The organism is Bacillus sp. LLTC93 (assembly GCF_002993125.1).
Classification (GTDB): domain Bacteria; phylum Bacillota; class Bacilli; order Bacillales; family Bacillaceae; genus Bacillus; species Bacillus zhangzhouensis.
The window spans coordinates 778,265-804,577 of sequence record NZ_PVME01000001.1 but is presented as its reverse complement, the minus strand read 5'-3'; the positions used below and the strand labels follow the sequence as shown (position 1 = coordinate 804,577).

Genomic DNA, 26,313 nt, shown 5'->3' with positions numbered 1-26,313 from the left:
ATGGCTGCAGCAGATTTTATAAAGAAACTAGCACCGGGAGCGCAGAAGGTTTACAAGAAATATAATGTGCTTGCGAGCCTTGTCATTGCTCAAGGGTGCCTAGAAAGTGGTTTCGGATCCAGTGGTCTTTCTAAACAAGCAAATAATTTATTTGGAATCAAAGGCACATATAACGGTAAATATGTTCTCATGTGGACAAGCGAACAAGACAAAAAAGGGAACGTCACGAGGATACAAGCAAAGTTTAGAAAGTATCCATCTTACGCAGAGAGCTTAGCTGATCTTGGGAGCTTATACACTCGTTTAAGTCGTTACAAGGCAGTGGTCGGTGAAAAAGATTATAAAAAGGCTACTGCAGCAGTTTCAAAAGCTGGGTACGCCACGGATATAAACTATGCAACAAAATTAAACAGCATCATTTTTACTTACAAACTTACACAATATGACACCTTTGATGATGTGCCGGATGAACCAGAACCAGAAACACCAACTAAACCTTCTTATCCAAGTAAAGAGTATCAGGGTAAGGACGTAGAGTTAAATGACGGACTACCTTCTGATATTGATTTCAGGCAGCTGCACGTCTCAACCAAAGACGGCAAAGAGCTTGTGGAAATCGTTGGTGCTGTGTTGGAGCTGCAAGACGACACAACAGGTAAAAAGAGTTTCACTTTTACGTTAATGCGAACAGAGGATAACGGAACGGAATTTGATTTGCTTGTTCCAGGGAACATATTGTACTTGGATGAAAAAGTTTACAACCATCAAAAATATTACATTACAGACATTGAGCTTGATCAGAGCAGAAAAAACGTGCTGCAGAAAAAGGTTACGGCCAATCATGTGTATACTGTTCTTCTTGTAAATGACAGAGTCGAAGAAAAAACGTCAAAGAAACTTAACATCAAAGAAGCCCTAGACATTGCGCTTGCTGACACACCTTTTCAATATGTCCTGAAAGAAAAAGAATCAGCATTTGATATAGTCGATCAAGACGATTTTGGCGAAAAGAATTGTATTGAGTTAATGGATCAAATTGTTGAGGATTATGAAATAGAGCTTGATGTAAACAACTATGTCATCTATGTATATAAAAAGATGGGAAAAGTAGTAGATTACACTTTTGACAGCCGATACAATATGCCGGGCTTTAAATTAAAGATCAATGACCAAAACACTTCCACAAGAGCATGGGGTTACGGCGCAGAAAAGAAAGTTAAGAAAAGTGATACTAAATCAACTGATACAAAAACGAACGAGGATGAAGAGGAAAAAGAGCCTGAATACGAATTCGAGCCTATCCTTTATATCCATCCTGATGAAGATAAGTTTCTCATTGAAGGTAAGCCGCGCTGGGGAGAACCGATAAGAGACGACACAGTAAAAAAAGCAAGCAACATGGTTTCTGCTTTGAAAAAGCATGTGAACCCATATCCTGACGTGGTCGTTGAGGCAGAGTATCAGTATATCTATGAGCCAGCACTACTAGGGATAGAAGAGGAATTTTGGAAGGGTGACACCATACATGTCATTGCTGATACAGCAAACGGGATTACGTTTGAGGAAGATGTAAGGTTAGTGTCTGTCACTTATAATCCCCTCAACCCTTATGACAGCCCTAAAATGACCTTTGCTAACTTTAGGAAAGACATTCAGGACTATCAAGTAAGCCAGGCGCGGCAGATTAAGCAACAAAAAAGATACATTGATCAATTGATGAGAACGCTCAATTAGATGCGTTTTTTTCTTTTGGAATTGAAAGGAGTGAACATATTGGTCCGGCTTAAAAAGGATTATGATACGACAAGAAATTCAGTCTATGAATCGCAATTACGCGGCGACATGCAAACGGTTGAGAGTGAGCTTAATAAGAACGCCAGTGAATTACAATCGCATAAAGACAGTAAAAAAGCGCACTCGTCTAATCAGATTATGCACGGGTTATTTTCCGTCGCAAATAGAATTGATAACTTGTGGTCAAGGCTGATTAATTTAGTGTTGAATCACGACGGAAAAGACGTAAAGGAAGTTGTAGACATTCGAGTTGCTAGGGATGCATCTATTCATGCCACAGCAAAAGACAGATTAGACTATGACTTTCAAATACTTGAAGAAGAAATAGAAGCAGCTGCCGTTTCCCTGAATCTAAAAAGGTTTATTAAAAAGTACGGAAGTTTTACGGCGGGATTCAAGGCAGCTCTTAGTCTTGCAAAATTATATCCTGTGCACATTGTTGTCCCTCCTGGACAATACAAGTTGATGGAGACAGCCCGTATCTATAAAAACACTCACTTGACCTTACAGGCTGGCGCAGTTATAAGGCGCGGATTTGTAGGGTCAATGCTTGTAAATGGTGACAAAGACGATCAAACCAAAGGCTATGAGGGACATGGGAATTTACTGATTGATGGTCAAGGGATGTTTGATAGCGCTGGCGATGAATATAAGGAACAGTGTTCTGTTATAGGATTTGCTCACGCAGATGGAATAGTTATCAAAGGTATTCACATACGTGATGTTTGTGGAGGGCACGGTATAGATTGTGCTGGCAACAAAAACGTATTGATAGATGATGTCAAATTCTCAGGATTTGCAGATTATAAGGGTGACAGATGGTTTTCAGCTGCTATTCAATTGGACCTTATGAGATCATCTGAAAACTTTGGGGCGTTTGGTAGCTATGACAATACCCCTTCTGAAAATATAATCGTTCAAAGGTGCCGTTTCAGTAAATCAGATAAGCTAGGCGGCTATGCACGTGCAATGGACTCGCATACTAGCACAGATGGTTTTTGGTATAAAAATATCAAGTTTTTATTCAACATTGTGGAAGATACAACTGAATGGGCTGTTTCAGGAAACAAGTGGGAAGATGTCTTGATTGAAGGAAATACATTTTTAAATTGTGCATCTGGTGTAAGGTTGCTACTTCCGGCCGTTACATCAAAATATACGCAAGATAAGAATGGGAATCCTACAAATCGAGTCAATAAAGTGAGAAGGCACATAGTTTCAAAAAATACTTTCATTAACGTAAAAGACCGCCATGCCATACAAGTTTACGGACGTAAAGGGTACCAAAAAATTGATGACGTCGAAGTTTCAGGCAATCAAATTAATGGAGTAAAGGTAAAGCACGCTATTCACTTATCAGATGTGGATGGCTTTTTGGTTTTGAATAACCAATATAGAGACATCAAGCATCATGGGGTGCTCTTAACTCGCTGCAGTAATGGCAAAGTAGATTCAAGTGTGGGACGAGACATCGAGGGGAACGGCGTGCGTGTGGAATTAGGGTGTAAGAACATTGATGTCACAAACACAAATTTACGTGAAGTTGGCTACTCTGGAATTTCTGTATCAGGTGATTCAGAAAATATTAGCGTAGATTTCAGTGACATTGACAATGCGGGAAAAAGAACATCCACATCTAATCCCTATTACGGAATTATCTTCATGGACGGGGTCATAGATTCAGCAGCAAGATTCAACAAAGTGCGTGGAAAGAAATGCAGGTATGCAATGTATTTGACTAGCAAATGTTCAAGAATTCAGCATTTCGGCAATCGACTAAAAGGAGCTGGCGCAGAAGGCAGCTTGAAGGATAATAGTGTCGATCCAATTAAAACAATAGAAAATGTAACATGAGTGAGGTGATAACAAATGATTCACAAAAACGGTCCACTTGATTTTGACGTGAACGCATATACCAGTTCAAGTGTGTCAACCAGCATAAATTTTTGGACGCAGGATCGTCAGACGGCAAGGCTTATTTTCAAACTCACGAAAGATGGAGTGCCGTTGCCTCTTGCAGCTGTCACAGGAAAACTTGTATTAGTTATGTCTGACGGCAGCCGATTCATTAGAGACGTAACGATAGTTGATAGAGTGAATGGTCACGCGGAATACATCTTGTCAGACAAAGAGGTTAAGAACTACGGTATAGTACAAGCTGAATTAAATTTGTACTATACGAATGATCAATCTATGTCTGTGCACCAGTTCTCTTTTAACATTTCAAAGTCTCTTATAGATCAAGACATTGTGCCGATCACTGAGTATTATGTGGACGAGTTCGAGGCATTAAGAACAAAGATAAATGAGCTTTACGAAGAGTCTATACAAACGATTGATGATCTGAGAGCCAAGTTTGATGACTTGGATAATATCGAAACAAAACAGGGCGCGCAGACTAAAGCAGATGCAGCACTTGCGGCAGCTAAAAAATACACAGATGCTCACGCGGAAACACCTGCAGGTGCAAAAGATAAAGTAGCGGTGGCACTGGAAGCGGCAAAAGAATACGTCGATCCGCACCTTGAAAACAAAAAGATTCACGTAACAGAATCAGAAAAAAGTAACTGGAATAACGGCCAGCTGCACAGGCTTACACCTAACGACGGTAAAGTTGCAAGGTTGTCAAACGGTACTGATATTTTTTTACTGCCAACGGGTTTTTATATGGGAGCAAATCTGTTAAATCTGCCTGTAGAGAATGATTCCAGTTTCTATTACATTGAAGTTTTAGAAACATCATATGTCCAAAATGAAATTAATTACAAAAGGATTATTGCCACGAGATCATTTGATAATATGACTTGGATTGGCACGTTCCATGCACAAGGCTTTCGAGGTTGGAAACGTCTCATAACAGACGGAGATGCTGCAGTCACTTGGAAAACACCTTCATTGTCCAAAGGATGGAAGCAATATGTTTCATCAGATGGATTTCCGCACACATTACGCTACTCAAAAGATGCTTCGGGAGAGGTGGAGATCATCGGGTCTATTACAGGTGGTGTGATTGGTAATGATGTCGAGGCGTTTACATTACTTGAAGGATTCTTTCCTTTGCAGTCATTTCACTTTATTGGTGTAGCATCCAGTTTGGGGACACCGGGTGTCCCACAATATCACCGCACCTATATAGGTACTGACGGTCGAGTTTGTGTTCAATCTTGTTCTAATACGGTGAACCCCAATGAATTTATTACGTTTGGGGTCCGTTTTAAAGCAAAGTAAACGTGGGAGGTGCAAATATGATCTGGGTGTATAAATATGATGAAAATTACATTTGGCAAGCAGACAAAGACATTTTAGTAGATGTAGAAAACGGAGAAGAAATACCCAAAGGCTATACAGATAAACAGCCACCAGATGGGCTATTTATTGCAAAGTATGATCCCAAAAAAGAAGAATGGTTCGAGGCGGCATCTAAAGAATACATTGATAGTTTGCAGCCTGATCCACCGCCACAAGATGCTGTAACGATGCTTAAAAAACAAGTGGCTTTACTCACATTGCAAGTTTCGCAGATGCAGAGAGGCGGGGCATCATGATCTACCCAACGGCGGCCGACATAAAAGTATTTTGGGATTGGGGCGTGTATACGCCTGAAATCATGAGGGAATACGTTTCATTGAAAGTTATCACTAAAACAGAATTTGAAGAGATCACGAGATTGAAGTTTGATAAGCCTGCTGTCTCAGTGGATTTAGGTTCAACAGCATCTTAACAGGTGCTTTTTATTTTGCCTTCGAAAGGAGGTGGACAAAATGAGGGAGTAGGTGAGTGAAATGGAAATGGATATTGCACAGTATTTAATGACACAAGGACCGTTTGCGGTTCTTTTTTGTTGGGTGCTGTTTTATGTGCTCAATACAACTAAAGAGCGAGAAAACAAGCTTAACGAGCAAATAGATGCTCAAAACCATGTGTTAGAAAAATTCAGTGAGAAATATGACGTTGTCATTGAAAAACTAGATCGTATCGAAAGAAACCAAAAATAAAAATAAAACGAAAAGAGGAATTGAATATGAAAAACTTAGACAAAGGTACTGTGATCCGCACGGTGCTTCTTTTTATTGCTTTGATCAATCAAGCATTAATTGTGTTTGGCAAACCAATCTTACCGATCAACGAGGACCAAGTCACATCTCTGGCTGATACGTTATATCTTGCAGGCTCAATGATCTTCACAATGGTAACGACGCTTGTCGCATGGTTCAAAAACAACTATGTGACCGATAAAGGGAAGTTGCAAAAAGAAGTCCTAAAACAAAAAGGATTAACGAAGTAAAGGGCTGCCCTAGGCGGCTTTTTTCTATACACAAGATGATTGGAGAGATTGAATATGACGAAAAAAATTATGCTTGATCCAGGACATGGTGGGCACGATCCAGGCGCAGTAGCAAACGGGTTGAAAGAAAAAGACCTTGTACTTACCATTGCCAAGAAAACTAAAGTGATTCTCGAAAAGCTCTATGGGGCAACAGTCAAGCTCACACGATCAACTGACGTTTACGCTGATCTGTCCCAAAGAGCAAGACTAGCAAATAATTGGGGCGCTGATTATTTTGCATCAATCCATATCAATGCTGGCGGAGGAACGGGTTTTGAGACGTTCCGTTTTGATAAACTATCAGCAACATCCAGCACTGGCAAGCAGCAAAAGATCGTACATGATTCCATTTACAACAAGATCAAAGAAAAAGCAGGAGACCGCGGGACCAAGTCTAAAAATCTTGCGGTGTTAAGAGAAACAAAAATGCCAGCAATTTTGACAGAGAACCTTTTTATTGATCGGGAAAAAGATGCTGCGCTGCTCAAACAAGATTCGTTCCTCGATGCTTTGGCTGAGGGACATGCGGAGGGAATTGCGGCAGCCGTCGGTTTAAAAAAGGTATCTTCATCATCTAAAACAAGCCCTAAAAAAGAAACGGCTTCAAAAGGCGTTGCAATGGCCGTGGTTAAGCCGAATAGCGATGGGTGGCTATGGGTCTATGATAAGCCCAATTGGTCGGCAAAGCACAAAAAAGTAAAGCCGGGCGAAGCATTTACGATTGATAAAACTGTCAACGTAAACGGATCAAAAATGTATAAACTAAAATCAGGATTATACATCACAGCTGCCACGAAATACGTTCAGGTGAAACAAAAGTAAAATGAAAAGCCCTTCCGAAATGGAGGGGCTTTTTTTGTTATTTATTAACGTTATCAATGTTAGTATCTACTTCTGAGATCCATTTTTTTGTTTTGGTTGTTTTATATTTACCGTTCACATATATTTTAGTGGTTGCTTGGTATTCAGCTTTAGTGTACTTCTTAATCCATCTATATTTTTGTACAGACTTTAATTTTATTTCACCTTTTGCTGAAACATAACCTGATACCATTCCAGCAAACGCTGCAGCAGCAGCAGGTCCAAGTTGTAAAGTTGCGGTTAAGTATCTCGTAATATGAAACATCCCATAGGTGGCAGCTGATGCAACTACATAAGAAGGTATTGTGTAATTAGAATTGAACTGTCCGTCCCACTTGGCTTGAGCTTCCAATTCAGCGTTTAATAAATTCTCGTTGATTAAAGAAGGTTCGTAGTTTACTTGTTTTTTAGGAATCACTTCATTCTGCTGCGCCATTAAAGGAGTGCTTACAGAAAACACTAATACCAAAGACAAACTGACAAGAAACAAAGATTTGAAGATTTTCATAATAACCCTCTTTCTGGAAAAAATGTAATTCATTTATTATTATAGATAAAAAAGTCTTTTAATGCCAGCTTTTATGTAATAAAATGTATATGATTTATACAAAGGGGTGAGATGGCGGTGAAGCATTTTTTAACGGCAATTGTAGTGGCTGTGGTTGTGGGGATAATTGTTTATGTTGCAGATGATCGGTTAAGCATGTTTCCATTGATGTTGATTTTAGCGGTTGCGATCTATATCGTAAGCAGGATCAGCGAAACACTGATTAAGAAATATTCAAAAGAAGATAGTCATTAACACAGCCCCTCCATTGGAAGGGCATTTTTTATTTAAATCGCCATTCCTTCTTCTCTTTATCCCATTCTATTTCATTTCTTGACATAAGATTTTTAACAGCCTTACGGATCGCGAGTTCATCTTTACCCGTTTTCCGTTTAAGCTCATCTATTGATGGGTTCCGTCTGAATCTGCTCATATTGTAGATTATTCTATAAAGTTTCCTTTCAAGATCGGTCACGGCATACCCTCCTATAAAAGAATGTATGTTCGATTATAAATGTTAATAAAAAACCCTTCAACTTGAAGGGTCATTTTAAAGAAGATACTTTATCGGTAATTTTCATTTGTTTTCCTGAGCGTTCATACGAGAATTTAGCAACTGTTTCTTCTTCATCTATATAAGGAACTTTCCAAAATACAGCTATCTGATTGACTGTATCATTATCTTTGCCAATGTTTGCAGCTAAGTCATCACTATACATTTCAACCATGTTATAAGCTGTCTTACTTGTGTTCAATGCATCAAAAGATAAGTAAACAAGAGCAATTAACTTGTTCTTCTCACTCACACCCATATCTTCGTTAATTTCAATTTTTTCAATCGATGTGGTTTTATAGTTCTCTTCGATAATTTTTTTGATTTCTATTTCTGCATCATATTTAATCATATCTAACTCATCTTCTTCACTGTTATCTTCAACTTCTTCTGAGGTATAAACTTCATTTTTCTCTTCCTCTGCATCTTTATCTTTAGGCAAAGTTTCCTCCTCAGTTATAACTTCAGAATTGTTTATTTTTAAATCTATTTCAGCAGTTGCTTTTAGTTCTGAGTCACCGCTAATCTGTGGACCAGTGAGGTTAGATCCATTATCTCCAAAAATTTCTTGAATAACTTCAGCTTGTTCAAGAACCGGTAATGTTTCAACATATATAAAATATTTCCCATCATCAAATACTGTGTCATTTTCATTAAAGAATTTATACTCGAAAGATCCATCCTTTTGAACAGCTGTATTAACTATTGAGTTTTTATGGGAATTTTTTTGTTCAAGACGAATCCTTAGTTTCGTATCTTTAGGTAAGTTGCTTTTCCCGCTAAGGATAATAATTTTATTGTTTGTGATTTCTTTATCCAAAGTGATCTTTACGTTTAATTTTTTTTTAGTTTCAATGCTTTCTTCTTTTTTACTGGAGTTACTTGTGGATGTGTTTTCTGCTTTGCCACAAGCAGTAATGAATAAGGTACATAAAATTAAAAGGAGAAAAGTTTTAATAAGATTCAATATAGACCCTCCAAAACAAATATTTTCCAAATAAGTCTATCATATTATTGGATTAAAAAGAGGATGAAATAATGTTTTTTCCAAATTAAGAATATTACGGAATTGACATTCGAGATGTTATAATTTAGTAAGAACAATTCACAATTGGGGTGTGTTATATGCATTTCCGCAAAGAATCAGTTGAAGAAATCATCAAATATGACGATTACCCTTATAAAGTCTATACAAGGGTTTCGACAGACCGCGACGAGCAAATAAGTTCTAAGGAAAACCAAATTGACGTTTGTCGATATTGGATCGAGCAACACAACTATGAATGGGATGACCGTTCTGTTTTGTTAGATGATGGTATCAGCGGAACAGTCCTTGAAGATAGGGCAGCAATGAAATACATTTTTTCATTGGCTGAAAAGAAAGAAATAAAAATGGTTATTTTCAAATCCATTACACGTCTTGCCAGGGATTTGAAAGATGCCCTCTATATTAGAGAGATTTTAGTATCTAACGGTGTTCGTGTCGTGACGCTTGAAGAAGATTATGATAGTCTGTACGAAAGCAAAGCTTCGATGAAATTTGAAATGTCGGCCCTTTTCGCAGAGCAGTTACCTAAATCTATGTCCGTAAACATAAGTGGGGTACTTGCAGCAAAGGCCAGACGAGGAGAGCATTCTGGAAGAATACCGTATGGTTATATGAAAGAGGGGAAATACCTCGTTATTAATGAAAATGAAGCAGATGTCATAAGGTTAATCTTCCATTTATATAACAACGAGGGATTAGGCCAGAAAAGAGTTACATACGCTTTGCAGGAGAAGTGTAAAGCTGGTGAAATACCTCCGCCTAGAAAAAGAAGTAACTGGCAGCTCACAACTGTCCAGACTATTTTAAAAAACCCTATTTATTGTGGAGTTCACATTGCTAATAGACATACGACGATAAAGGTAGATGGACGAAAGAAATTCATTAGAAATCCACCTGAAAAATGGACTGTTTATGAAAATTTCTGCCCTCCAATTGTTTCTAGAGAAGATTGGGAAAAAGCTAACAATAAAAAAACTGTCAATAAAAAGAGAAAATTCACACCTTGGAATGAGTTGAGAAAGTTAATTATTTGTGGGAAATGTGGTTCTAAAATGGTGATCATTCAAACTCATCGAGACAAGAAGAATGGAGAGCGAACTTATTGGAAATACCTAAAATGTAGTAATTTCAGAAGATCGGGGAAAGATGGATGTGTGAATCATGTTCCGATCAAATATGAAGAACTTCGAGATTTTGTGGTTGAAAATCTCATTACATTTTCAGAGGGCATTTCACATGACTTCAAGAAAAATGCTCTTGAACAAAAGGAAAAACAAATTAAAGCCATAAAGGCAGAATTGAAATCTTTAGAGACACAAAACAAAAGATTGTTAGAACTGTACTTAGAAGATCAAATGATTACAAAAGCCGAATTTCAAAGTAAACGGAACGACATTCAGGCCAAAATAACAAATCTTGAACAGAGTTTATTTTCATTACAACATGTACAAAATGAGAAGAATTCAATTATTGAAATGAAAGCAGTCATTCAAGAACTTGAGGATAGAGAAAAAGACTTAAAGCATGTGTTTGAAAAGCTGATTGATCGTATCGTTATTGATCCAAATGGGAAAATAAACATCTATTATAGATTCAAATGACAGCACGGATAACGTTTTGCAAAAGGTACGCTTAGCAAATGCCATGCAAAAGCTAGGAGTTAAAGGTCGTTCCCAGGCCGTAGTCGAGCTTCTGCGTATGGGTGAGCTAGAGCTCTAAAGTCAGCCGGTTTTCCTTCCACATCGGGGAGGAACCGGTTATTTCTATGTGATTTCCTTGAGTCTCTTCTTGCATTTTCTTTGAAAAACGAGGAAAATAGGAATGTACGTTTTAATCAAAGTGAGATGCTATAGTGAGGTATCAATGAAATGGAAACGAATGAGTTCGACCATGTTGCAGAGATTGAAAAATCATTACGCCACATTGCTGCAATTATTAAGCAAAAAGGCAGAGAAATTCTGAATCAATATACGATTACACCACCTCAATTTGTAGGGCTTCAGTGGCTCTATGAATTCGGTGATATGACAATAGGTGAGCTATCACAAAAGATGTATTTGGCTTGCAGTACGACAACCGATTTAATTGATAGAATGGAAAAAAGTGAACTTGTCGAACGAGTGAAAGATCCTTCTGACCGCCGCGTGGTTCGCATTCATTTATTACCTGAAGGCGAGCGGATCATTCAAGAAGTGATTGTCAAACGCCAAGAATACGTCAGTGAACTTCTAGGGGCTTTCTCAGAAGAAGAAGCCATCGTTTTCAACCAATCTTTAACGAAACTACAGCAGCAAATGAAAAGAAAATGAGGCGATTTTGTTGGATCAACCAATCGGCGTCATTGATTCCGGCGTTGGCGGTTTAACCGTTGCGAAGGAAATCATGAGGCAACTACCAAAAGAAAACATCATTTACGTAGGCGATACGAAACGATGTCCGTATGGCCCTCGGGATGAAGAAGAGGTTCTACAATATACATGGGAAATGGCGCATTACTTATTGAGACATCATCATATTAAAATGCTGGTCATTGCATGCAATACCGCCACTGCCATTGCACTTGATGAGATCAAAGCAACGCTCGATATTCCGGTCATTGGTGTGATTCAGCCCGGAGCTCGCACAGCGATCAAGGTGACAAGCAATCAGCATATTGGTGTCATCGGAACAGTCAATACGATCAAAAGCGAGGCCTATAAAGAAGCACTTCTTTCTTTAAAAGCAGGTCTGACGGTTCAAGGTCTGGCTTGCCCGATGCTTGTCCCATTTGTCGAAAGCGGTTCGTTTTTAGATCAGACAGCAGATGAAGTCGTGAAAGCTTCTCTTGAACCGATGAAAGAAACAGGAATTGATACGCTCATTCTTGGCTGCACGCACTATCCTATTTTAAAAGAGCCGATTCAGCGCTTTATGGGTAGTGATGTGAGCATCATTTCATCAGGTGATGAGACAGCTAGAGAAGCAAGTACCATTCTTTCTTATAAAGGGCTGCTAAACGATTCAGATGAATCACCGGTTCATACATTTTACACAACAGGGCAGCAGCAAAATTTTCAAAACATTGCTCGTGACTGGTTCGGCTACCTGCCAGGTAAGGTCGAGACCGTGTCGTTTGAACAGGTATATCAGCAATAACCCGCTTCTACTTGAAGTGGGTTATTTTTTTATGAAAAGGGTCTAATCCTCTTAGGGAGCTCGTATACATAGTAGTACAAACTACTAGAGGAGGGTGAAGTATGCTGAAAAAGGGAACTACAGCAGCTGTTACGTGTATTGCGTCAGCCATGCTTTTATCAGGATGCGGATTGTTTCAAACAGACCAAGCGAAAACAGAGATTGATCCACCACAAAACGTCACATATGTGAAAGAAAATAAAGAAGACAAACAAACAGCCAAAGGAGGAAAAGAAGAGAAGCAGGCAGATACGGTCATGAGAGAATTATATTTAATTGATAAAAACGGTTATGTCGTCTCTCAATCCATTCCGCTGCCGAAAAACGAAGGAAGTGCCAAACAAACGCTTGAATATCTCGTGGATGGAGGACCCATCTCCAACCTGATGCCAAATGGATTTAGAGCTGTTTTGCCGGCTGACACGAGCGTATCTGTCGATATCAAAGATGGCACGGCCGTTGTTGATTTCTCAAATGAATTCAAAAACTATAAAAAAGAAGACGAACAGCGCATCCTTCAATCTGTCACTTGGACGTTAACTCAGTTTGATTCAATAGCCAAAGTCAAATTGAAAATGAATGGACATGAATTAAAAGAAATGCCTGTGAACGGTACCCCGATCTCAGATGATTTAAGCAGAGAGGACGGCATTAATATTCAGCACGAGGCTGCCGCTGATATGACATCGACAAAGCCAGTAACCGTTTACTACTTATCTGAATCTGATGAACAGACCTACTATGTCCCGGTCACAAAAAGAGCGCCAAAGGAAGAGGATGATCCTATTACAGCAGCCATTGATGAGCTCGTCTCTGGACCAAGTAAAACAAGCCATTTGCTCACAGACTTTGATCAAGATGTGAAGCTAAATGATGTACCAAAGGTAAAAGACGGTCATGTGACACTTGATTTCAACGAATCCATTTTTGGCAGTGCAGATGAAAAGAAAAAGGTGATTTCACAAAAAGTGCTTGATAGCATTGTGCTCACATTAACAGAGCTACCGGATGTGAAAAGCGTATCTGTGAAGGTAAACGGCAAGGCTGAGCTTGTAAACGAAAAAGGTGCAGAGCTCACAAAGCCAGTTTCAAGACCAGAACAAGTGAATACAGGTAGTTTTTAACGTCACACATTGATATAATGGAGAAAAAGAGGCATGCATATTCGCTGCCTCTTTTTTATTCCAAGCGATTAGAACGAGCCGAGGTTGTCAAAGTTAGTAGGAGAACCCCGCTGGCACCCGCGCGGAATGTATATTGTAACGGAGGTAAATCATGAGATTAGATGAAAGACAATATGACGAATTAAGAAAAATTGAAATACAGGCAGGCTACATCACGCATCCAGAGGGCTCTGTCTTAATCTCAGCGGGAAATACGAAGGTGATTTGTAACGCATCCATCGAAGACCGCGTACCTCCTTTTTTAAGAGGAGAAGGAAAAGGCTGGATCACAGCAGAATATAGCATGCTTCCAAGAGCAACAGCACAAAGAACGATTAGAGAATCATCTAAAGGAAAAGTTACAGGACGCACAATGGAGATTCAGCGCTTAATTGGACGAGCACTCCGCGCAGTCGTTGACTTAGAAAAACTTGGCGAACGCACGATTTGGATTGATTGTGATGTCATTCAAGCAGATGGTGGAACACGGACGGCATCCATTACAGGTGCTTTTGTCGCCATGACACTCGCGCTTCAAAAGCTTCGAGCTGAAGGGGTCATCAAAGAAAACCCGATCACTGATTATTTAGCGGCGATATCCGTCGGAATTGATTCTAAGCAGGGTCTTCTGTTAGATTTAAATTATGAAGAAGATTCTTCAGCTGAAGTGGATATGAATGTCATCATGACAGGCGCTGGACGCTTTGTTGAACTTCAAGGCACAGGCGAAGAAGCGACATTTTCAAGAGAGCAGCTAAACGGACTGCTTGATTTAGCTGAAAAGGGCATTAAAGAATTAATCGAAAAGCAAAAAGCAGTGACAGGAGAAGTCATCGAATAAAGAGAAGGGTTTGATCAGGATGAAAACAGCCATCATCGCAACGCATAATGCGGGCAAAGCGAAAGAATTCAAAGCCATTCTTGAGCCAAAAGGTTTCATGGTCAAAACACTAGCAGACATTGGATTTACTGAAGAGATTGAAGAAACAGGACAAACCTTCGAAGAAAATGCCATCATCAAAGCCGAGGCGATTCAGGCCAAAGCAGGTGAAATGGTGATTGCAGACGATTCCGGTTTGTCGATTGATTATCTGGGCGGAAAACCTGGCGTGTATTCAGCGAGATACGCTGGTGAGCATAAAGACGATGCCGAGAATGTGGAAAAAGTGCTGAGCGAGCTCAAAGGAATTGAAAAAGAAGACCGCACAGCCAGATTCAGATGTGCCCTCGCTGTCAGCATACCGGGCAAAGAAACAAAGACGGTAGAAGGATCAGTAGAAGGCTTCATCGCAGAAGAACCAATCGGCGAAAACGGCTTCGGATACGACCCCATTTTCATCGTCAAAGACAAAGACCAGACGATGGCCGAGTTATCACCAGAGGAGAAAAACAAGATCAGCCATCGAGCGGTCGCGCTTCAAAAGCTTTCATCACTGCTAGACGCAAATGAATAAGGGGGAATGAAGCCATGAAGATACTTATCATTAGTGACAGTCATGGACTCACAGACGAACTTCAAACCATTGCCAAACGGCATGCGAATGAAGTGGACATGATGATTCACTGCGGAGATTCAGAACTCGAAACGAACCACCCAGCACTCGAAGGATACAAAGTCGTCAAAGGAAATTGTGACTTTATGGGCGATTTTGAAGAAGAGCTCCTGCTCCCACTGGATGGAGGCGGAAAACTATTTCTCACTCACGGACATCTGCATGGCATCAAACAATCCTTACTTCAAGTCTACTACCGTGCAGAAGAGCTAGGCGCAGACATTATCTGCTTTGGCCACTCGCACATCCCAGGCAGTGAGCTGCTAAGAGGAAAACTGCTTATTAACCCAGGCAGCGTGCACCTGCCAAGAGTGCGCAAAGAGCGCAGCTATGCTATACTGACACTAGATGGAAGCGAAGCGAACGTACAATTTTTCACAGACGAAGGTCAAGCCATACAAGACCTCGAAAACACCGTGACATTGGAAGGTATTTCATAAGGGTGCATACTTTGCCCCCTTATGAAAAAACTTTCGAAAAACCGTTGACTTTAAAGAACAATAGTAATATAATAAATCTTGTCGATGAGGTGTTCATCACAACAGCACACTACATAACAACATGTCCCAGTAGCTCAGCTGGATAGAGCAACGCCCTTCTAAGGCGTCGGTCGGGAGTTCGAATCTCTCCTGGGACGTATTAAGAAAAAAGCCTGAAACCCTTTATTATCAAGGGTTTCAGGCTTTTTAGTTTGTTGGAACTTAAGTTCGTTTATCGCTTCAAATTGGGGTTTTGGAGCGAGTTGGGAGCGGATTTATTTTTAAGTATTTCCGTCCCTGTTTTTGTATCAAAGAAGCTATCAAAATGGGTGACTGATTTTTGGTCAGCTTCTTCAATGACTTGAGCGTAAATGGATCAAAAATGTATAAATTGAAAATAGGCTTATATATGAAGGCTGCAACTAAATATATTGAGGTAAAGCAGAAATAAATGAAAAGCCCTTCCTATTTGGAAGGGCGTTTTTTAATTAACCTTCCATTTATTTTCACTAATGAAAAAGACATCGCAAAGGGTAAATATTCAAAAGAGAGAATAATTTTTTCTCCAACTAAAAAAATTAAGATGTATAGTAGAAGGAGAAGATGAATCGAGTTTTAAGTAGGAACTTGCATTATCAAATGGACAGATAGAAATTGATTTACAGGGGGATCAGTTCTCTGGTTATGGGGTTGATACTGGAAATGGATGTTTTATGGATGATCATACTTTGAACTTTATCCTTAGAAAATTGACAGCTTAAATGGTGGAAAAGTACATAATCTCAAACACTTCATAAAAACAATGAAAGGAATGATCACTTGTACAACATCAATCCAACACACCTGTTATATAGAAATGGAGAGACAACAAGCAGTCAAGAGAGTGATCAATTATTTGCTAAACAGTTAGGCTATATCGAGATCACGAGCGGTCAAATCGTTGCCTGTGATCCTTTTGTTTCTGAAGGAGACCAATCGTTTACGAGGAAGGTTGCTCTAGGAAAATATCCGATTCTACTTGTTGTTAAGCGGTTGGAAAGTGGTGACGAACGCGTCGCCTATGCGATGATCAAGTTCACAAACGAACAAGCAATAGAATGGGAGCTTGCCACAAGAGCAGGGCAGGAACTCAATCAATTGAAAGAAGACGAGTTCTTTGGCTACGGTGTAAATACGGGTATGGGCTGCTTTATGGATGCTGAGGCAGCACTATATATACAAGCTTATGAGGATAAGCGATATAAAGAGGACAATGATTTCTATTTTTATGAGGAATTTGCAGAAGCGCTTGAGCAAAACTACAAGCACACATGGGACTGGCTCGTCACCCGTTTTCATAACAAGGTGGACATTGCCATGTTTACAACAGGCTTCGGCGACGGGATGTACCCAAGCTTTTGGGGACTAGATAAAAACGGGGAACCCGCTTGCCTTGTGACGGATTTTCTTATAATGGATTGATGAAAAACCCATGAAACCATGGGTTTTTTCTTGTTTTTGAATACAGTGTATTCATAATAATTGTGAAGAAGATAAAGTTTATATGAAGAAAATCTGAACAAAAGAAAAACAGATGAACATACAACGATTAGTGAAGCGGTATTAGGTGATATAGTGTTAAATTATTTAAAATATAACAAAAGTATGAAGAAAGTCATAAAAAAACCGATAAATTCTGGGTACACAATTTTAAGGAGTGATTTTCTTGAAAAAATTAGGGTTAATATTCTTCTTGTTTATCTCGTCATTAATTTATCCGTTACATTCAGTAAAAGCGGACACAGTAGAATGGAAAGAACAAGCAGATTTGCCAGAGGCGCGTGTTGGTGCTAGTAGTGGAGTAGTTGACGGCAAAATATATGTCATAGGTGGTCAGGGGCCAACTCAACGACAAGGTGCAGATCAAACTTTTGTTTATGATCCGGAGAAAAATGAATGGTCAAGTAAAACATCAATGCCAACTCCTAGATATGGGGCGGCTACGGCAATTCTAAATGACCAAATATATGTCATAGGTGGAATGTCTACAGATGGAGTAGTAAAGACAGTTGAAGTTTATAATACTAAAAATGATTCTTGGGAAAAGCTTGAAGATATTCCGCTGGAAACAAAAGTCTCACCATACAGAATATATGCGAGCAGTGTAAAAGGAAAAATTTTAGTTGTCGCAAAAGAAGGTAACTATCAAATGAAAACATACAGCTATGACCCGGAAACGAAAAAATGGGAAAAGAAAAGTTCTTTAGATTATAATGTGACTGCCGGGACGTTAAATGAGATAGATGGTAAGTTATATTTATCTGGGGGAACAGAGGCTTTAAATAAAATGATCGGTGAATACGACCCTGACACAGATACGTGGATTAAAAAGCAAGGTGGTTGGTCAGCGGGGTATTATGCGTCAGCTGTTTACAATAATAAAGTTTTACTTACAGGTGGAACTGCTAGATTATCGGTACATGATGTAATTTTAGGAACAAGGTATAGCGTTCAAACACCTAAAACCTTTTATAGAAAGGGACACTCCACTGCTATTGTCAATGATAATCTTTATATCATTGGAGGAGAAGAAAACACAAATGGTGATATGCCCAGTGCAAGAGAAAGGTTTAAATCTGTCATATCAATCTCTCTAAAAGACGCATTACCTCAAGAAAACAACACCGAAACCCCAGGCGACAAAGACCCAGAACCAACCACACCACCAAAAGACGATGCAACAGATGAAGACGGCGACGCCCTTCTCATCATCACAATGGTCAATGGCTTACAGAAAGAGTATGACCTTTCAATGAAAGAAGTCAACGCCTTCCTCTCTTGGTACAAAAAACGTGATGCCGGAGAAGGTCCAGGGTTTTATGAAATTGATGAGCATGACAACAACAAAGGTCCGTTTGAAAGTAAAAAGGATTATGTGGTATTCAACAACATTCTCATGTTCGAAGTGAATAAATATAAAAAGTAAATAACATCAAAGCCATCTAGTCTAACTAGGTGGCTTTTGCGTTTGTTCGACAGCTTTCACCAATTTTAAGGCAAATTTAAGCTTCCATTTCATTTCAAATACATTAAATCTTTGTTACAATAAGACAGCTTTGCCTAGAGGTACGTTCATATTTCCGACATCTTTTTTTCATGATTTCTTAAAATTTTTATGTTTTGATATGAAACCTTTGGATGATCCGTGCGTCTTTATAAGTGTCAAAAGAAAAGAGGTTATCAATATGCTATTCAAAAAGCTATCAGAAAATAAGTCTGTAAAATGGATAGGATATACAAGCTTTTACTTACTTATTTTTCTATTATTGTTCTTTATTTACGGATTCCATACAGCAAATACGGGATCATTCATTTACAACGATTTTTAATTGGAGATTAAACTATGAAACTATTACACACGATTCATGAATACCAGCAAACGAAACCGACACAACCAGCATTTGTTTCTCAAGATGCTTCGATCACATATGATGAGCTTTGGCGTCTATCAGACCAAATGGCTGGTGCGATTGAGGCAGTCGCAACTGACAGTGCACCTGTCATTGTATACGGTCATATGGAGCCAGAGATGCTGATTTCTTTCTTAGGAAGTGTGAAATCAGGAAGACCTTATATTCCGGTCGATGTCTCAATACCTGTCGAGCGTATCGTCTCGATTATTGAAAGCTCAAAAGCCAGTCTATTGATTAGTGCAAATGAGCAGACCGTTTTAGATGTAGAAGAACACATTCAGGTGAAGAGTGCAGCGGCGCTTTTAGCACTTGAAAAAGAAGCACCGCCATCCACGCAGTGGGTTCAAAATGATGATGTCTTTTATATCATTTATACGTCAGGCAGTACCGGGAAGCCTAAAGGCGTTCAAGTAACAGCCAACAATTTAGAAAGCTTTACAAAGTGGATGTGCAGCGATTTTCCTATTGGCGAGGGACGCATGTTCTTAAATCAAGCCCCATTTTCTTTTGACTTATCGGTGATGGATCTGTATCCAGCGCTTCAATCAGGCGGCACACTTTACTGTTTAGTGAAAGATCTCGTCAATAAGCCGAAGGATATGTTTGCAGCACTTGGTCAATCTGACGTTGAAGTGTGGACATCAACACCTTCCTTTGTGCAAATGTGCTTAATGGACCCATCCTTTACAGGAGAGCTTTTACCAGAGCTGAAAGTCTTCTTGTTCTGCGGCGAGGCACTTCCTGTATCTGTAGCAAGTGCACTCCTTGAGCGTTTCCCAAAGGCGCAGGTCTTTAATACGTATGGCCCAACTGAAGCAACAGTTGCGATCACATCCATTGAAGTCACGCAGGCGATTCTTGATCAGCACGATTCTTTACCAGTAGGCTATGCCAAACCTGATACAGATATCGTCATCTTAGACGAAGAAGGCAAGACACTTCCTGATGGTGAAAAAGGGGAAATCGTTATCGTGGGACCAAGCGTCACGAGAGGCTACTTAGGTGAACAAGCCTTAACGGATCAAGTGTTCTTTGAATACGAAGGACGTCCTGCTTACCGCACAGGTGACGCAGGTGTGGCGCAGGCTGGTTTGATTACGTGCCACGGTCGTCTGGACTATCAAATTAAGCTGCATGGATATCGGATGGAGCTGGAAGAAATTGAATATCATGTGAGCGAGACAATCTATGTCAATGCTTGTGTGATTGTGCCGTTCCAGCCAAACGGTCATGTGGAGTATTTAATTGCAGCGATTGTCCCAACAGAGCATTCATTTGAAAAAGAATATCAGCTGACAAGTGCGATTAAAAAAGAAATGGCGGATTCACTGCCTGCGTACATGATTCCAAGAAAGTTTGTCTATCTTGAGCAGCTGTACATGACGCCAAACGGGAAGGTTGACCGTAAGAGAATCGCGAAAGAGGTTCTTCTATGATTCCGTTTAGTTCATTCTTTTTCTTCATTCTAATTGGTATTCTTCTTTTGCCGACGATCATTCTTGGTCTTCGCGGCAAAAGAATGCAGGGCTACAACATGTTTGCAACGGTTGTGGCACTGGCGCTTATTTTCTCAAAGGATGCACATGGCGCGCTGCTGCTCTTCTTGTTCACAGTGTGGCAAGTGTTGATCATCCGCTTGTACCTTGCGTACAGGCTGAAAGCGAATCAAGCATCTGTATTCTATATAGCAGTGGTAGCATCTATTTTACCGCTTGTAATATCAAAGATCTTACCGTTCTTTTTAACTCATCAGCCGCATCACCCGCCGCCAATGAACTGGCTAAGCTTTTTGGGGATCTCGTACTTAACATTTAAAGGTGTTCAGTTAATTATCGAGACAAGAGACGGCTTGATTAAGAAGAAAATTCCGATTCACCGTTTGGTCTATTTCATTGTCTTTTTCCCGACGATTTCATCAGGTCCGATTGATCGTTACCGCCGTTTTGAAAAGGATATGGATATGCCGCCTGAAAAGGAAGCATACAGTGATCTTCTATACGCCGGCATTCATAAAATTTTTATCGGCTTCTTATATAAGTTCATTATTGGATATCTGATTCACACGTATATTCTGATGAATATTCATCATATTAGCAGCAGCCACTTTGTTCAACAGTTAACGTATATGTATGCCTACAGCATGTATTTGTTCTTTGACTTTGCTGGCTATACAGCGTTTGCTGTGGGTGTGAGTTATATCATGGGCATTAAATCACCAGAAAACTTTAATAAACCGTTTATCAGCCGTAACATTAAAGACTTCTGGAATCGCTGGCACATGTCCCTGTCCTTCTGGTTCAGAGACTACGTGTTTATGAGATTTGTGTTCTTTATGACAAAAAAGAAGTGGATCAAGAACCGTATGGCCGTATCGAATATTGGGTACTTTGTCCTCTTTCTATTGATGGGTGCTTGGCATGGACTCGCCCTTCAATATATTATTTACGGACTATACCATGCAGTTGTCATGTCCGGTTACAATTTATTTGAGAAATGGAATAAAAAGCACAAGTGGTGGCCGGATAATAAGGTCACAATGGTTGTGTCGATCATTATTACATTCCATGTGATTTGTTTCGGATTTTATATTTTTTCAGGAAAACCATTTCATCATAAATGATTAAGGGAGTAGAAAATTATGGAATTTAAAAATCAAGTATACGGTATTATTGCAGAGGTTTGTCAGGACGACGTTGTGAAAGAAAATCCAGAGATTGCGATTTTTGAAGAAGGTCTTCTTGATTCATTTGGTACAGTAGAACTGCTCATGGCGATTGAAAGTCAACTAGGAATTACTGTTCCGATTACAGAGTTCGATCGTGATGTGTGGGATACACCGAATCACATTGCTGAGCAGCTGGCAGAGATGAAGTAATGAAAAAGCGTTTTTTTGGGCCGCTTATTTTAGCGGCTGTTCTATTCATTGGTGTTCTTCTTGTACCAAATGCATGGCTCTCACATCTGATCCCAAAAGACAAATTACAAAAGTCAGCCACAGAATTAGATCCAGGGATGTTTCAAGGGCTTTATTTACAAGATGAAATGCTAAAAGATCCAACCTATTTGCCGATCTATGGATCTTCTGAACTATCACGTTTTGATCCATATCACCCTTCGAATTTCTTTCATGAGAATCCTCAAGGGTTTACACCTTATCTTGTTGGAAAAGGTGGATCGCAATCATTAATTCATGCGATGAACTTCGCAGCGCATATGGATGAATTAAAAGGGAAAAAGCTTGTGTTTATCGTGTCTCCGCAGTGGTTCGTGAAATGGGGATCTGACGAGAATCACTTTGCACCTAACTATTCAGCGCTTCAAGCGCTGAATCTAGCCTACAATAAAGAAATTGATCCGGCTGTGAAAAAAGAGCTGATGAAGAGAATCATGACGTTTAAAGCAGTGAAGAACGACATGGTCATCACAGAGCTTTTTAAAGCAGAGCTTTCTGGGAACAAATTTGCTTTTGGCGCGATATCTCCAATTGCGAAAATGTATTATGGCATGCTTCAAAAGAAAGACATGTACTATACGATTGGATCGGGGCATGAGCGCAAGCTTCATCCATCTCCTTCAGTCAAAGGAAAAACTTGGACTGAGCTTGAAAAAGAAGCGAGCGTACTAGGTGCGGAAAAAGCAGGGGACAACCCGTTTTATATTAATCAGAAACTGTTTGACCGTAAGCTAAAACCGATCATGAAAAAGATGAAGGATTCCCGTGAAGACAACTCCTATGCGGAATCACCAGAATACAAAGATTTTCAGCTCATGCTGGATATTTTAAAACAGGCAGGGGCTAAGCCTTTGTTTGTGACGATCCCTGTAAACGGAAAATGGTATGATTACACCGGTTTCCCGAAAGAGGGACGTACAGGGTATTATGAAAAAATCAATCGTCAAATTCGAGATAACGGGTATGAAGTCGCAGATTTGACTTCACATGAGTATGATCCCTATTTCTTTAAAGATACGATTCATGTGTCATATAAAGGATGGGTGTACATCGATAAGGCGATCGAAAAGTTTTACAAAGAGCAGTAGAATGCCGCGGCTTTCTGCTGCTTTTTGTTTGTCGAATGGGCGGATATCTTGTATAACTAAGGTGAAAGGGATATGCTGAATATGGAGGCGATATGATGAACCGTTCTGAGAAAAAAGAACTATTAAAGCGTTCGAAGAAGCATTTTAATGATCATGCCTTTTGGGAAAAGTTAAAAAAGACGGCACAAAAAGCTGGTGTCTCTCTTGTCTATGCTGTGCTATTACTTTACTATACATTGCAAAAACCTGAAGTACCTGTCAAAGCGAAGACCCTTATCATTGGAGCGCTCGGATACTTTATCCTTCCTATTGACCTGATACCTGATACATTAATTGGTGTCGGCTACACAGATGATTTAGGTGCGATGACATTTGCTCTCCTTCAAGTCGGGATGTACATTGATGATGATGTGAAAGGAAAAGCAAAAGATAGGCTGGCAAAATGGTTCGGTGAAAAAACCGATACGTCTTTAATAGATCAAAAGCTTGAGGATGGCGGTATGCCATCAGCATAAAGAAAAGCCTCCATTTTTGGAGGCTTCAGCGTGTAGACAAACCCTCGCATTCGTTGTCAGTCCTGCGTGCCGGTGCTCACGAATGTCAAATTCGCTCCGCTCCGGTACTCGTCCTTCCTAGACTGCAAAGGTTTTCTATCACGCTGAAAAGAAGACAAATGGCTAAAATAAAGGTCATTTTAGCCATTTGTCAACAATCTAAAGCCTCCGTTTTTGGAGGCTTTTTTCATTATCCTAAAAATTTCACGCAAACTGGATGGGGGACGGTGATGTCTGATTGTAAGACAGTGAGTCGCCCTGTTTCTTTGTCGCGTTTGTATAATACAAGGTTGCTAGATTCTTGGTTTGATCCGACGAGGAATTCTTCTGTTGGATCAAGCACAAAATCCCTAGGCCAGTTTCCTTCAGATGAAGCAATTTCGACAAGACTTAATTGGCCTTCAGCGTCTGCTTTAAAAATTGCAATACTGTCATGCCCGCGATTTCCCGCATAAACAAATTGACCGTCTGAAGAGACATGAATGGCACTGCCTTGATTGTTCTCTGTAAAGTCGCTTGGAATGGTCGTAATGGTTTGAATCTCTTCAAAATGACCATCTTCAAAGTAACGAAGCACAATCACCTCTGAGCTTAGCTCTGTCATCACATATGCCACAGGTTTCGTTGGATGGAATGTGATATGACGAGGTCCACTTCCTGGTTTTGTTTCAAATGTATGAGCGAGCTCGAGTTTGCCGCCTTCTTTCCTATACGTATAAATGCCATCTGTACCAAGGTCAACAGCCACTGCAAATTGTTCATCTGGTGTCAGACCCATAAAGTGGGTGTGCGGTTTTTCCTGACGGTCTTCGTTTGGTCCAGTTCCTTCGTGCTGCGCTTGTGACAGCGTGCTAATCACTGAGCCATTTTCAGCATCGATTTCATACATCTCTGCTGTTCCTTTATGATAGTTCGCTGTAAAAGCTGTTTTCGTTTGACTGTCCACGCTGACGTGACAAGGAGAAGCGCCATCGGCAAGCTCTTGGTTGATGAAACTAAGTTTTCCCGTTGTTGAATCAATTTGATACGCAGCAAGACCGCCCTGCGATCCTTTTTTCACAACAGCGTACACAAATTTTTGATCCTCTGACACGGTTAAATATGTAGGATTTTCGAGTTCAGCAGCGACTTCTACTTGTTCAATCTGCTGCTTGTCCGTATTTAATGTAAAGGAATAGATACCTTTACTGTCTCCCTTTGTATACGTTCCGATATAACCTCTGATGTTAGCCATGTATTGCCCTCCTTCTATTAGATGCTCTCATTCTATCATAAATTCATAGGAAAACGCTTTAGAAAGGCATGCCGAAGGAAAAAATGAAAGTGATGAAATCTGACGACGTTCATCAAAAAGAATGGTAAAAAATATCACAAAAGTTTGTTCAAATCAAAACCGTTCATGTAAAGTAAATAAATTGAAGAAAAAATACAAAAAATTTTAAGTTTTTTCATTCCTTGTCTAGCAAAGGTGTAAGCGTATACATTTTATTTTGATTAGTCTAAATTGTCTAATAATTTTAAAAATGCTGTTGACACTGTATGGAAAGCGGCGTAAGATGGGTTCAACAAAAGCTAAACAAACACCGAGAGCAAGCGTCAGACACTTCAATATAAAATGTCTGAAAATTCAACTACTTTTTGTTTGAAAGAGAGGGTGCTCACTGAAAATGGAAGACCAAAAGGAACAGTGGATCTTTTTAAACGATGAACTCGTGAAAAAAGAGGATGCGAAAATTTCAGTTTATGATCATGGCTTCTTATATGGTGACGGTGTTTTCGAAGGTATACGCGTGTATAACGGAAATATCTTTCGAATGAAAGAACATTTAGATCGCCTGTATGATTCCGCCAAATCCATTATGCTGAACATTCCATATTCACTTGAGGAACTCACTGAAAAAATGATTCATACAGTTGAAAGGAACGGCCTAAAGGATGCCTATATCCGCCTTGTCGTCTCAAGAGGTGCGGGTGATCTTGGTTTAGATCCTAACAACTGCGGGAGAGCCAACACAGTGATCATTGTAGAGCCGCTGGCCATCTTTCCAAAGCACCTATATGAAACAGGTATTGATATTGTGACGGTACCGACAAGGCGAAATCGTCCAGATGTACTTAGTCCAAAAGTGAAATCATTAAACTATTTGAATAACATTCTTGTCCGAATCGAAGCCCATATGGCCGGTGTGAGTGAAGCGCTGATGCTGAACGATCAAGGGTACGTGGCAGAAGGTTCTGCGGACAACGTGTTTATTTATAAAAAAGGCAAGCTTTATACACCGCCAGGTTATATCGGCGCTCTTGAAGGCATCACACGAAACGCCATCATGGAGATCGCAGAAGACTTAGGCTACGAGGTGAAAGAAGAACCATTCACAAGACATGATGTGTATACAGCAGAAGAAGTCTTTCTGACAGGAACCGCTGCCGAGGTCATTGCCGTTGTAAAGGTGGACGGCCGAACAATCGGTGAAGGAAAACCTGGGTTACACACAAACAAACTTCTTGAACAATTCCGTAAACGAGTGGTTGAAGAAGGAGAAAAAGTAATCTTTACAGATGAAAACATTCACGCAAGCTAAATAGATATCGATAAACGTTGAAGAGGACTAGTAGCTTTAGAGTCAGTATCTACAGAGAGCCGGTGCTAGCTGGAAACCGGTGTTACTTTCTAAAGTGAACTCACCTCTGAGTGTCTGCTTGAAATGATAGTAGGGCAGACCGAGTGACATTGCTTCACTCGTTACCAAAATGGATGAAAGATGTC

General features: G+C 39.9%; 29 protein-coding genes, 1 tRNA gene, 2 pseudogenes and 1 other annotated feature (1 of these 33 running past the window's edge). Of the genes and pseudogenes, 28 read left to right on the top strand and 4 right to left on the bottom strand.

The window, feature by feature from the left end:
- From C6W18_RS04320 to C6W18_RS04285, 8 genes are all read left to right on the top strand, one after another.
- Window positions 1-1,734, top strand: a complete 1,734-nt coding sequence (locus C6W18_RS04320) for a phage tail protein (RefSeq protein ID WP_105926172.1) — start codon at window positions 1-3, stop codon at window positions 1,732-1,734.
- A 39-nt stretch (window positions 1,735-1,773) separates the two neighbouring features.
- Window positions 1,774-3,648: a right-handed parallel beta-helix repeat-containing protein gene (locus tag C6W18_RS04315; protein ID WP_105926168.1), complete on the top strand. Its 1,875-nt coding sequence runs from the start codon at window positions 1,774-1,776 to the stop codon at window positions 3,646-3,648.
- Window positions 3,649-3,663: 15 nt separating this feature from the next.
- Window positions 3,664-5,022, top strand: coding sequence for a phage baseplate upper protein (locus C6W18_RS04310; RefSeq protein WP_105926166.1), 1,359 nt, complete (start codon window positions 3,664-3,666; stop codon window positions 5,020-5,022).
- A gap of 17 nt (window positions 5,023-5,039) precedes the next feature.
- Entirely contained in the window at window positions 5,040-5,339 is a 300-nt protein-coding gene (locus C6W18_RS04305; protein ID WP_105926164.1) for a hypothetical protein, read from the top strand.
- Complete coding sequence (locus tag C6W18_RS04300; protein ID WP_105926162.1) at window positions 5,336-5,515, top strand: XkdX family protein; 180 nt, start codon at window positions 5,336-5,338, stop codon at window positions 5,513-5,515. Before C6W18_RS04305 ends, C6W18_RS04300 begins: the two co-directional genes overlap by 4 nt.
- Before the next feature lie 61 nt (window positions 5,516-5,576).
- Entirely contained in the window at window positions 5,577-5,789 is a 213-nt protein-coding gene (locus C6W18_RS04295; protein ID WP_105926159.1) for a BhlA/UviB family holin-like peptide, read from the top strand.
- A 26-nt stretch (window positions 5,790-5,815) separates the two neighbouring features.
- The gene (locus C6W18_RS04290) at window positions 5,816-6,079 is read left to right on the top strand and encodes a phage holin (protein WP_105926157.1); all 264 of its coding nucleotides are present in this window, start codon (window positions 5,816-5,818) and stop codon (window positions 6,077-6,079) included.
- 54 nt (window positions 6,080-6,133) lie between these two features.
- Window positions 6,134-6,943 (top strand): N-acetylmuramoyl-L-alanine amidase, encoded by an 810-nt coding sequence (locus tag C6W18_RS04285; protein WP_105926155.1) that lies wholly within the window; start codon window positions 6,134-6,136, stop codon window positions 6,941-6,943.
- Window positions 6,944-6,980: 37 nt separating this feature from the next.
- Here C6W18_RS04285 and C6W18_RS04280 read toward each other — a convergent pair whose 3' ends face one another.
- Window positions 6,981-7,490: a hypothetical protein gene (locus C6W18_RS04280; protein ID WP_105926153.1), complete on the bottom strand. Its 510-nt coding sequence runs from the start codon at window positions 7,488-7,490 to the stop codon at window positions 6,981-6,983.
- 111 nt (window positions 7,491-7,601) lie between these two features.
- Here C6W18_RS04280 and C6W18_RS04275 point away from each other — a divergent pair, with 111 nt between their 5' ends.
- Window positions 7,602-7,784 (top strand): hypothetical protein, encoded by a 183-nt coding sequence (locus C6W18_RS04275; RefSeq protein WP_105926151.1) that lies wholly within the window; start codon window positions 7,602-7,604, stop codon window positions 7,782-7,784.
- 28 nt (window positions 7,785-7,812) lie between these two features.
- Here C6W18_RS04275 and C6W18_RS04270 read toward each other — a convergent pair whose 3' ends face one another.
- On the bottom strand, window positions 7,813-8,004 hold the full coding sequence (locus tag C6W18_RS04270; protein WP_105926149.1) for a hypothetical protein: 192 nt from the start codon (window positions 8,002-8,004) through the stop codon (window positions 7,813-7,815).
- 70 nt (window positions 8,005-8,074) lie between these two features.
- The gene (locus C6W18_RS04265; protein WP_105926147.1) at window positions 8,075-9,049 is read right to left on the bottom strand and encodes a hypothetical protein; all 975 of its coding nucleotides are present in this window, start codon (window positions 9,047-9,049) and stop codon (window positions 8,075-8,077) included.
- 158 nt (window positions 9,050-9,207) lie between these two features.
- Here C6W18_RS04265 and C6W18_RS04260 point away from each other — a divergent pair, with 158 nt between their 5' ends.
- From C6W18_RS04260 to C6W18_RS04180, 18 genes and pseudogenes are all read left to right on the top strand, one after another.
- Window positions 9,208-10,731: a recombinase family protein gene (locus tag C6W18_RS04260; protein ID WP_105926145.1), complete on the top strand. Its 1,524-nt coding sequence runs from the start codon at window positions 9,208-9,210 to the stop codon at window positions 10,729-10,731.
- Window positions 10,732-10,762: 31 nt separating this feature from the next.
- A pseudogene (locus C6W18_RS04255) lies at window positions 10,763-10,849 on the top strand (hypothetical protein); the annotation flags it as partial.
- Between the two features lie 149 nt (window positions 10,850-10,998).
- Window positions 10,999-11,439: a MarR family winged helix-turn-helix transcriptional regulator gene (locus tag C6W18_RS04250; protein WP_003216546.1), complete on the top strand. Its 441-nt coding sequence runs from the start codon at window positions 10,999-11,001 to the stop codon at window positions 11,437-11,439.
- Between the two features lie 7 nt (window positions 11,440-11,446).
- Window positions 11,447-12,265 carry a glutamate racemase gene (gene racE, locus C6W18_RS04245; protein WP_411266066.1) on the top strand — a complete coding sequence of 273 codons (819 nt, stop codon included), beginning with the start codon at window positions 11,447-11,449 and terminating at the stop codon, window positions 12,263-12,265.
- A gap of 101 nt (window positions 12,266-12,366) precedes the next feature.
- Window positions 12,367-13,428 (top strand): GerMN domain-containing protein, encoded by a 1,062-nt coding sequence (locus C6W18_RS04240; RefSeq protein WP_105926140.1) that lies wholly within the window; start codon window positions 12,367-12,369, stop codon window positions 13,426-13,428.
- A 151-nt stretch (window positions 13,429-13,579) separates the two neighbouring features.
- Complete coding sequence (rph, locus tag C6W18_RS04235; protein WP_034321135.1) at window positions 13,580-14,308, top strand: ribonuclease PH; 729 nt, start codon at window positions 13,580-13,582, stop codon at window positions 14,306-14,308.
- Window positions 14,309-14,318: 10 nt separating this feature from the next.
- Window positions 14,319-14,921, top strand: coding sequence for an XTP/dITP diphosphatase (locus C6W18_RS04230; protein WP_105926138.1), 603 nt, complete (start codon window positions 14,319-14,321; stop codon window positions 14,919-14,921).
- Window positions 14,922-14,935: 14 nt separating this feature from the next.
- Window positions 14,936-15,460, top strand: a complete 525-nt coding sequence (locus tag C6W18_RS04225) for a YfcE family phosphodiesterase (protein ID WP_105926136.1) — start codon at window positions 14,936-14,938, stop codon at window positions 15,458-15,460.
- A 123-nt stretch (window positions 15,461-15,583) separates the two neighbouring features.
- Window positions 15,584-15,657 (top strand) — tRNA-Arg (locus C6W18_RS04220).
- A 477-nt stretch (window positions 15,658-16,134) separates the two neighbouring features.
- Window positions 16,135-16,260 (top strand): annotated as a pseudogene (locus tag C6W18_RS20565) (hypothetical protein); the annotation flags it as partial.
- A gap of 58 nt (window positions 16,261-16,318) precedes the next feature.
- Window positions 16,319-16,960 (top strand): DUF4241 domain-containing protein, encoded by a 642-nt coding sequence (locus C6W18_RS04215; RefSeq protein ID WP_105926134.1) that lies wholly within the window; start codon window positions 16,319-16,321, stop codon window positions 16,958-16,960.
- A gap of 244 nt (window positions 16,961-17,204) precedes the next feature.
- Entirely contained in the window at window positions 17,205-18,464 is a 1,260-nt protein-coding gene (locus C6W18_RS04210; RefSeq protein ID WP_105926132.1) for a Kelch repeat-containing protein, read from the top strand.
- A 253-nt stretch (window positions 18,465-18,717) separates the two neighbouring features.
- Entirely contained in the window at window positions 18,718-18,867 is a 150-nt protein-coding gene (locus C6W18_RS04205) for a teichoic acid D-Ala incorporation-associated protein DltX (protein ID WP_223251640.1), read from the top strand.
- A 14-nt stretch (window positions 18,868-18,881) separates the two neighbouring features.
- Complete coding sequence (dltA, locus tag C6W18_RS04200) at window positions 18,882-20,387, top strand: D-alanine--poly(phosphoribitol) ligase subunit DltA (protein WP_105926130.1); 1,506 nt, start codon at window positions 18,882-18,884, stop codon at window positions 20,385-20,387.
- A complete protein-coding gene (gene dltB, locus C6W18_RS04195) occupies window positions 20,384-21,571 on the top strand; it encodes a D-alanyl-lipoteichoic acid biosynthesis protein DltB (protein ID WP_105926128.1) in 1,188 nt (395 codons plus the stop codon). Before dltA ends, dltB begins: the two co-directional genes overlap by 4 nt.
- 18 nt (window positions 21,572-21,589) lie before the next feature.
- The gene (dltC, locus tag C6W18_RS04190) at window positions 21,590-21,826 is read left to right on the top strand and encodes a D-alanine--poly(phosphoribitol) ligase subunit 2 (RefSeq protein ID WP_024423191.1); all 237 of its coding nucleotides are present in this window, start codon (window positions 21,590-21,592) and stop codon (window positions 21,824-21,826) included.
- Entirely contained in the window at window positions 21,826-22,992 is a 1,167-nt protein-coding gene (dltD, locus tag C6W18_RS04185) for a D-alanyl-lipoteichoic acid biosynthesis protein DltD (RefSeq protein WP_105926125.1), read from the top strand. Before dltC ends, dltD begins: the two co-directional genes overlap by 1 nt.
- Before the next feature lie 95 nt (window positions 22,993-23,087).
- On the top strand, window positions 23,088-23,507 hold the full coding sequence (locus tag C6W18_RS04180; RefSeq protein ID WP_034321164.1) for a YkvA family protein: 420 nt from the start codon (window positions 23,088-23,090) through the stop codon (window positions 23,505-23,507).
- Between the two features lie 229 nt (window positions 23,508-23,736).
- On the opposite strand, the gene C6W18_RS04175 is transcribed toward C6W18_RS04180, so the two are convergent.
- The gene (locus tag C6W18_RS04175) at window positions 23,737-24,780 is read right to left on the bottom strand and encodes a lactonase family protein (RefSeq protein ID WP_034321167.1); all 1,044 of its coding nucleotides are present in this window, start codon (window positions 24,778-24,780) and stop codon (window positions 23,737-23,739) included.
- 433 nt (window positions 24,781-25,213) lie between these two features.
- Here C6W18_RS04175 and ilvE point away from each other — a divergent pair, with 433 nt between their 5' ends.
- A complete protein-coding gene (gene ilvE / locus C6W18_RS04170; RefSeq protein ID WP_034321170.1) occupies window positions 25,214-26,128 on the top strand; it encodes a branched-chain-amino-acid transaminase in 915 nt (304 codons plus the stop codon).
- An 8-nt stretch (window positions 26,129-26,136) separates the two neighbouring features.
- Window positions 26,137-26,313 (top strand) — a binding site (T-box leader) (it continues 71 nt past the right edge of the window).

Coding starts and splice junctions, on each gene's coding strand:
- C6W18_RS04250 (WP_003216546.1), top strand. CDS start 10,999: ATGGAAACGAATGAGTTCGACCATGTTGCAGAGATTGAAAAATCATTA.
- dltC (WP_024423191.1), top strand. CDS start 21,590: ATGGAATTTAAAAATCAAGTATACGGTATTATTGCAGAGGTTTGTCAG.
- C6W18_RS04295 (WP_105926159.1), top strand. CDS start 5,577: ATGGAAATGGATATTGCACAGTATTTAATGACACAAGGACCGTTTGCG.
- rph (WP_034321135.1), top strand. CDS start 13,580: ATGAGATTAGATGAAAGACAATATGACGAATTAAGAAAAATTGAAATA.
- C6W18_RS04225 (WP_105926136.1), top strand. CDS start 14,936: ATGAAGATACTTATCATTAGTGACAGTCATGGACTCACAGACGAACTT.
- dltD (WP_105926125.1), top strand. CDS start 21,826: ATGAAAAAGCGTTTTTTTGGGCCGCTTATTTTAGCGGCTGTTCTATTC.
- C6W18_RS04305 (WP_105926164.1), top strand. CDS start 5,040: ATGATCTGGGTGTATAAATATGATGAAAATTACATTTGGCAAGCAGAC.
- C6W18_RS04180 (WP_034321164.1), top strand. CDS start 23,088: ATGAACCGTTCTGAGAAAAAAGAACTATTAAAGCGTTCGAAGAAGCAT.
- C6W18_RS04320 (WP_105926172.1), top strand. CDS start 1: ATGGCTGCAGCAGATTTTATAAAGAAACTAGCACCGGGAGCGCAGAAG.
- C6W18_RS04290 (WP_105926157.1), top strand. CDS start 5,816: ATGAAAAACTTAGACAAAGGTACTGTGATCCGCACGGTGCTTCTTTTT.
- dltB (WP_105926128.1), top strand. CDS start 20,384: ATGATTCCGTTTAGTTCATTCTTTTTCTTCATTCTAATTGGTATTCTT.
- C6W18_RS04260 (WP_105926145.1), top strand. CDS start 9,208: ATGCATTTCCGCAAAGAATCAGTTGAAGAAATCATCAAATATGACGAT.
- C6W18_RS04280 (WP_105926153.1), bottom strand. CDS start 7,490: ATGAAAATCTTCAAATCTTTGTTTCTTGTCAGTTTGTCTTTGGTATTA.
- C6W18_RS04300 (WP_105926162.1), top strand. CDS start 5,336: ATGATCTACCCAACGGCGGCCGACATAAAAGTATTTTGGGATTGGGGC.
- ilvE (WP_034321170.1), top strand. CDS start 25,214: ATGGAAGACCAAAAGGAACAGTGGATCTTTTTAAACGATGAACTCGTG.
- C6W18_RS04240 (WP_105926140.1), top strand. CDS start 12,367: ATGCTGAAAAAGGGAACTACAGCAGCTGTTACGTGTATTGCGTCAGCC.
- C6W18_RS04310 (WP_105926166.1), top strand. CDS start 3,664: ATGATTCACAAAAACGGTCCACTTGATTTTGACGTGAACGCATATACC.
- dltA (WP_105926130.1), top strand. CDS start 18,882: ATGAAACTATTACACACGATTCATGAATACCAGCAAACGAAACCGACA.
- C6W18_RS04285 (WP_105926155.1), top strand. CDS start 6,134: ATGACGAAAAAAATTATGCTTGATCCAGGACATGGTGGGCACGATCCA.
- C6W18_RS04275 (WP_105926151.1), top strand. CDS start 7,602: ATGGCGGTGAAGCATTTTTTAACGGCAATTGTAGTGGCTGTGGTTGTG.
- C6W18_RS04175 (WP_034321167.1), bottom strand. CDS start 24,780: ATGGCTAACATCAGAGGTTATATCGGAACGTATACAAAGGGAGACAGT.